Consider the following 7,066-nt stretch of genomic DNA (forward strand, 5'->3'; position numbering starts at 1 on the left):
ATCTTGCGTACCTTTCCTGTAAAACATGCAACATCTTTCCCATCTTGCGTACTTTTAATATAAAATGAGCAACGCTTTTCCAATGTTACGTACTCTTTTACTAAAACAAGCAACATTCTTCCCATGTTGCGTACTTATTTTTCGCAACAAGCAACACCTAATATTTAAATTATTTAATTTCACATTAAAAATAAGCAACATTTTTCCCAAGTCGCGTACCTATACTACTAATAAAACCAGCTACAAATGCTGTTATATCAGGTGATTTAAAACATTTAATCTAAAACAAACTATATATTTCACAGAAATCCTTTCCCAAGTCGCGTACCCATTTTCGCGAAAAAGAAGCAACATCTTTCCCAAGTTGCGTACCAAAAATCAATTGGAATATCTATAGAGTATTGATATTAAAGGATTTCTCCTATTCTCAATAAATAGCATCATACAAGAAAAAAGCAACACTCCTTCCCAAGTTGCGTACCAAAAAAAAAATCAAACTTTTTTTCTATCCCTTGTGGCTCTAAGGCTCGTAAGGTGTTGCCTTTTTTAAAATTCTCTCTTAAAGGGCACATTTTTACAAAATTCGTTTTGCTATAATCAAAATTGGTATATTTTATAGTCTTTTGGCATATATTTCTGAATTTGTAGAACGGAGGTGAAAAAGATGGGGAAATCATTTGTAATACGAAATCAACGTAGCTTAAATGGGAAAACAACCAATGCCGTGTTAGTAACACTAAAGTCTTGGCAAAAACTTGTAGAAGCATTTGAAGATAAGTACTACAGCTATAAAGATACATATTTAGAAGATATTCTGCAGCACATGACATACGAAGAACGTATTGCTGACGAAGAAGGTTTTGTCGAAAAAGCCAAGCCATCTTTTTCACGTCGCGCATTGTCTGCACTTGCTGAAAAAACAGGAAGAAAACATAAATTATACGGCATTACGAATGCTGATCTTGAAGTTTTCTTATATCTACATAAGAAATGCTTTACTAATGGTGTCATTCCAAATGTAACAATAAATATGATGTGGGAAGATTACAAGCAATATAAAGAAGAATTTGCTTATATCCAACATTCTCAATTCTATATTGCATTAAAGAAATTAAACTTACATAACATTATCTCCATTGAAAACGGAGTAGATGGCCGATATACAATCAAGCTGACTCATTTTATGAATGAGGAAACAGAAAAAGCAAATCCATACGTATATATTAGTCCTGTTGTATTTACTAAGGCTTTCTTTAAGCTATCTGTAGCGGCTAAGAAACTATTCTTAGACATTGCCATGCAACAACATACAGAAACAACATTAAAGCGTTCATTGGACAAGCAGGATGAAAGAGGAAACAAAACTCACTTCGGTGGGATGTATCGTTTCTTACATAAAAAATATCCGCATCAAATCCGTTCCGTTATCGATGAATTAACAACGGCATTACCATGTACGGGGAATCCCCTATTCAAAATTTGCAAAATGCAAAAAGGGGTAAAGCATACAAAACGATATACAACCTTATATCTATCTATTCATTCAGACTTTTTATGTACAAAAGAATCTGGAGAAGAGCAACACAGGGATCCATTTACACCAAAAACCACCTATGCTCGCAAGGCAAAGTTTATAGAAGCAGTTCTACAGGAGATGAATATCGGTGAACTGTCTGCAGACATGAATAAGTTCATTCATGTATTAAAGCATACTTGTCATCGTCAAATCCGCAGTGTAATTCGCGGACTCCGTGACATGATTGATCGAAAAGAAGGATATCCAACGAAAATTGTATATACATTGAAAAAACTATTGCATCAAACATCTCAATATCAAATCCTTGATGCTGCAGCGAAAGAAGGTATCTACCCTCTTATTGCGCAACATATACCAAAAGAGAGAAATAGTGACCGTGAGCAAGCTGTCTTTAATTTCGGTTTACATTATTCTATGTACTCTCTTCACAACATTAAGAAGATGTTTAAGAATGTGCATACACTACTGAAGCAGAAATTTGCGGTACCTGTGACGGAAGAATCTTATCACCGTAATTATTTAAAATATCAGGAAGAAACGTTATTTAGAAAATATGCATATGATCAAGGTGTGAATCTCCATGCATATATTGCTTTAGAAATTGAAATGCGCGAAAAATTAAAAGTACGCGGCCATAAAGAACGCACAATTCCAAGTGATGTACGTGAATGGTTTATTGAAGAAATTGATAAGCTACCGCAAGAGCAGCTGCGTGTGATTGAGCTACCAAAACAGTTTAATTTACTAGAGTTTATGCGTACCTTTGAACGTTTAGTACGTGCTGGTGTAACAATAACCACTCCTGATCAGGTGCTAACCGCAATGAAAATAAAATAATAGCAACTAGCTCTCTATTTTTGAAAAAAACAAAAGTAGAGGGCTATTCGTGTTTATTTGAGTAGTAACACCTTCCTACTACTCTATTTATAAATACTAAATCGAAAGAACTTCATGTAAAATGGAGTCTTTTTTTATGCACTTCTATACAATTTTGATTCTATCAATGCATAACTCTCCACATAATACTAGAGTGTATTCCTCTACTGTATTAAAACCTATCCCATAATACCTACAAAAAATCAAAAGGAAAATTATAAAAATAGTGGATATGAGGACAAATATGATCCAATGTGGATATAATCCTTCTAAAATCATTGTTATTACTAATGTTGTTGTATTTATCTAATAAAAATCATCAACAAAAATGTGAGTTATGTGTAAATAGTGAGTTATGTTCAAAAATAGCAGCCTAATCTGAATAAAATGTGGATAATTAGACGGTTAGAATTAACCTGATTACTAAAATAAGTAAAAAAGTTCTTATTTACGGGGTTGAATATATATAATGCGATTAGTATCAAATTCTTTCTGATTTCATGTAGAAATATAGTAATTCCTTTCTGTTTTTTTGTAGAATTAAACGTCTAATAATCATTGAATTTACGAATACATTTTCTGCTATTTATGATTTTTTAGGTTCTAACATGAAATTTTCCCTTGTGGGAGTAGATATTTCCCCTGTTTTTGATAACCTATAATAGTTTTATCTTTATTTCTTTTTTTATATAAGGTATATATTTATAATAGATTTTTAATATAGCTAGTATAATTGTTAATAAGATGTCCGACCTAATTGAAAATATTTGTAAATTGCGTTATAATAATGGTAATTAAACAGATCATTACCCTCATACAAAAGGACAAACCTACGTATCCCTACCAGGACTAGGTTTGTCCTTTTTTCATTTTAATAAACAATTTATATTGGAGGATTACACATGGCTACACTAAAAGAAACAACTTACATAGAAATGAATACCTATAACGAGATTGGATTTTTTAAAGGGATTGTTTGGGGATTAGTTTTTGTAGTGCCTTTTTGGAGTATTATGATAACTCTATTTATCTGGCTTTATAACTAATAAACAACATATCCAAAAAGCAAAGGGTTGTTTGTCCGTTTGCTTTTTGGATATGCCAGCAACCGTGCGTAGCAAAGGGCGGTAGCAGGTCTTTCACTTGTTTTCTGTTATAATATATCCAAAGAAATTAGGTGATTATATTGAACAAGACAATTAGCTTAGAGAAAACTTTAGAAGATTTCTCTACATATTTAAGTAAAAAAGGCCGAAAACATTCTACAATCCAACGCTATGCATACGATATTAAAGATTTTTATAGATGGTTGAATGAAAATGAGTTACTTTTACATATCAAATCATGGAATGAAATATCCGTAGATGATTATCAAGCGTATTTCTCAGTGTTAGAAAATAAACGAGAATATTCGCTTAAAACAAGGCACAGGATATGGGTGGTTTTAAAGAAATTACACATGTTTTTAGGTATAGTTAGTCCATTAGATGATATTCATCTCTCTTTAATTCCGGATCAATCACTAAATGACAATGATTTTATTACCGAATCGGAAGAAGTACTTTTAAAACAAACCGTTCTATCAACTAAGGGATTAACAGAGAGACAAGCTAAATACCGTCCTCTAATCATGGATAGAAACGCTTGTATAATTAATTTAATAGTAAACTATGGTTTGTCTTTACAAGAGCTTGTATCGCTTAATATGAACCATATACAGTTTGCTAGGAACACTTTAATTGTTCCAGGAGAAAACGGAGTTACTAGATCCATCTTCTTAACAGCTGAAGATACACAACAGCTTTACAAATATTATTCGACTATCCCTGAACCTGTAAGACCTCGACAGCACACAGATAATCCCCTATTTGTGGCATTTGATTTTAATCGAGGTACATATCGATGGGTTTACGAAAATGATGCACCAAAGGCTTTGTCTGAGGTTGCTATACAAAAGATGATTCGACTGGAAGTGAAACGAGCAGAATTAGGTAGACGTATTTCTGCACAACAGATGAGGAATACGTTTATTCTTCGTCTAATTAAGCAAGGAATAAATGAAGATGAATTGGTAAATAAAATAGGTTTTAAAACAAAAATATCTTTAAAAAGATACTATCAATACTTGACGTTATCTAAAAAAACTCGATGAAAAAAACGTAACTCCTATTTCACCGAAAAAGACTTTTGAACTGTACAAAGTTCATCATTTGTTAATTGTTTCTTATTTTCGTTAGATGAATAAATTTGATAATGTACGTCATTTTCATTCCAGTATATATAATGTGATTCATTTTTTTGATGATTAAATGCTTGACGAGTTTTATCAAATGCATTGATCTTTTGTAAAGATTTTTGTGGGAAAACATCCTTTCCTCTTGTTATTTCAACAATTAAGTTTTGATTGTCTTTACTTGAATAAACAACGGTAACATGTTCTGCATTCTCATTTGTAACTGTTATTGAATCTACTTCGAAAGGTAATTTAGTAGGATAGGATATTGGAAATGGGAGTTCTTTTGGTGTAGTGGCCATGACCTCTTGTGATATCGGGTACCAATTTACATCTTTTACAGAACAACCTGTAAGCATGGTGATAAAAAACAAAATGACAAACCAAAGTCTTTTCATTCCGTTCCCTCCTTTTTTATAACGTATGTAGCTTTTTTACATACATTCTGAAAAAGAATGGAAGAAAACTCAAAAAAATGCCCAAGATAACTTCAGTCGAAATTACCAAGAGCATTCACTACATATTTAGTTGAATTGAGCGGTCAAATATTTCAACTTTAAATAGAATTATGTTTTTCACTTCTTGTTTTTGACCGTAGTAAGTCTTTAATATTCATGGTTCCTGAGATTAACAAACCACCAATTACTAAAATTGCACCAAACAGATGGTATATTGTAATACTTTCTTTAAGTATTAACCATGCTAGTAAATAACCAAAAATCGGTGTTAAGAATAGATAGTTGTTTGCTTTTATTGGATCTTTTTTTAATAAATAAAACCATAGTAACATGGATACTATCGAAGTCATAACAACCTGCCAAAATAGACCAATAGCAAAATTCATGTCTAAATTAATATATGGATTTGTATCTAATAAGAAACTTAAAGGAACTGCAAATAAACTACCAAAGATGATTTGCCAAGTATTAATGACTAGACGATCAATCTTCATATCGTATTTTGTGAAACATACACTCCCAATTCCCATAGACAACATGCCAATTGCAAGAATAATGATGCCTGATACAGTGGCTTGCGTATCCTTTAAATACGGATATACGGCAATAAATAAGCCAAATGCGGCAATACACATACCAGCCCATTCTTGTTTTGTTACTTTTCTACTTAAGAACATAGAAGATAACAAAGCAACAACAAATGGGTTTACTGTGATAAATAAGTTAAATAAACTAGATGATACCAACTTTAGTGACAAGAAACAGCAACCTACATACAAAGTGGTATTCAATATACCTAGTACAACTAACTGTTTCCACTCTACTCCTTTAGGCCATCTGTTAGATTTGATAAAATATGTAAAGATAAACATGATAAGACCGGCACTAATTAACCTTGTTGTTGCAAACATTAAAGGGGATGAAGATAAAAGACCAATTTTTGTGGCGATAGCACCTGATGCCCATAAAATACTAAACAATATACCGATTAAAATCTCCATATGAACCATTTTCCTTTCCTACATTACAAATAGTAAAACAACCGATTTTATTAAAATAAAATCGGTTGTTTATGTAAAGAACTTACTTTACTTGTTCTAAAATCAAACAGTAACTTCTTCTTTCCAGTTATCCATACTGAAGCGCTCACCTAAATTACGATGTTCAATAATATACTCACGTAAATGTTTTGCTTTCTGAATAATTGCCTGATCACCGCTTCTTTCTGCAATTTGATCTAGCCAATCATAGCATTTTGCAACAGGGATATCTTTTTCAAAATGAATTTTCGATAAGAAGAATACAACATCTCTAAAATTAATTCTTGAAATTACTTTAGATAGTGAAGTAATTAACTCTTCTTCAAATGTTTCATCTAATTTATCGCGTTTGACAATAAATCTTTCTAAATCACGATTATATGTCTTTTTATCTTTGAAGATATCAGATGGATCAAAATCACTATCAAATACATAGTCCAGGCAAAGGAAAACGCGGCTATCCTTAGAGAAATTAGCAGCTGCATGTCCAATTGCTGCATCTAAGAACCAAATTTCTCCTTTTCTGATACGGAATACTGCTTCCTCATCTGAATGGAAAGCCATTTTATTATCTTCTAAAGCTAAGAAGACACGGAAACGTTGCTTTGTACTATGAGAGAATTCAACGAAATCTCTATGTGGGATAACCATTGCATCCACTAAATTACGTGTACGAACCATTTTTAAATTATCAAAAGTGAAGTATTCTTCAAGAAGTGAGTTAATGTAAGGTAACTGCTTACCATACTCTGTTTGTTGTGCTGCATGATCAAAATCACGATACATTGTATCATTTTTATCATTTGAAGCATTCCATAAAGAGTTGTTCATCCAATAACCTGAACTAAATTCATCATACTCTTCTGGAATAACTGGAAAACTCGCGATTGTAGCTAAATCTTTCTTTAATAATTCCTCGTTT

At 32.1% G+C, this 7,066-nt stretch carries 6 protein-coding genes; 3 read left to right on the forward strand and 3 right to left on the reverse strand.

The genetic code is table 11. From position 1 onward, the window contains the following. Window positions 1-664 precede the first annotated feature (664 nt). The 3 genes from KI369_RS13665 (at window position 665) to KI369_RS13675 (ending at window position 4,565) form a co-directional block, all read left to right on the forward strand. Window positions 665-2,374 (forward strand): hypothetical protein, encoded by a 1,710-nt coding sequence (locus KI369_RS13665; protein ID WP_212956304.1) that lies wholly within the window; start codon window positions 665-667, stop codon window positions 2,372-2,374. Between the two features lie 941 nt (window positions 2,375-3,315). Continuing rightward, entirely contained in the window at window positions 3,316-3,459 is a 144-nt protein-coding gene (locus tag KI369_RS13670; RefSeq protein ID WP_000212568.1) for a hypothetical protein, read from the forward strand. 131 nt (window positions 3,460-3,590) lie between these two features. Then, on the forward strand, window positions 3,591-4,565 hold the full coding sequence (locus KI369_RS13675; RefSeq protein WP_002074054.1) for a tyrosine-type recombinase/integrase: 975 nt from the start codon (window positions 3,591-3,593) through the stop codon (window positions 4,563-4,565). A gap of 14 nt (window positions 4,566-4,579) precedes the next feature. On the opposite strand, the gene KI369_RS13680 is transcribed toward KI369_RS13675, so the two are convergent. The 3 genes from KI369_RS13680 to KI369_RS13690 all read right to left on the reverse strand — a co-directional run. Beyond that, the gene (locus tag KI369_RS13680; RefSeq protein ID WP_000827039.1) at window positions 4,580-5,044 is read right to left on the reverse strand and encodes a hypothetical protein; all 465 of its coding nucleotides are present in this window, start codon (window positions 5,042-5,044) and stop codon (window positions 4,580-4,582) included. Between the two features lie 158 nt (window positions 5,045-5,202). Beyond that, a complete protein-coding gene (locus tag KI369_RS13685; RefSeq protein ID WP_000233488.1) occupies window positions 5,203-6,114 on the reverse strand; it encodes a DMT family transporter in 912 nt (303 codons plus the stop codon). Between the two features lie 93 nt (window positions 6,115-6,207). After that, window positions 6,208-7,066 (reverse strand): aspartyl/asparaginyl beta-hydroxylase domain-containing protein (locus KI369_RS13690; RefSeq protein WP_212956305.1); only part of this gene is annotated, 859 nt, incomplete at its 5' end.

Source organism: Bacillus sanguinis (assembly GCF_018332475.1).
Classification (GTDB): Bacteria; Bacillota; Bacilli; order Bacillales; family Bacillaceae_G; genus Bacillus_A; species Bacillus_A sanguinis.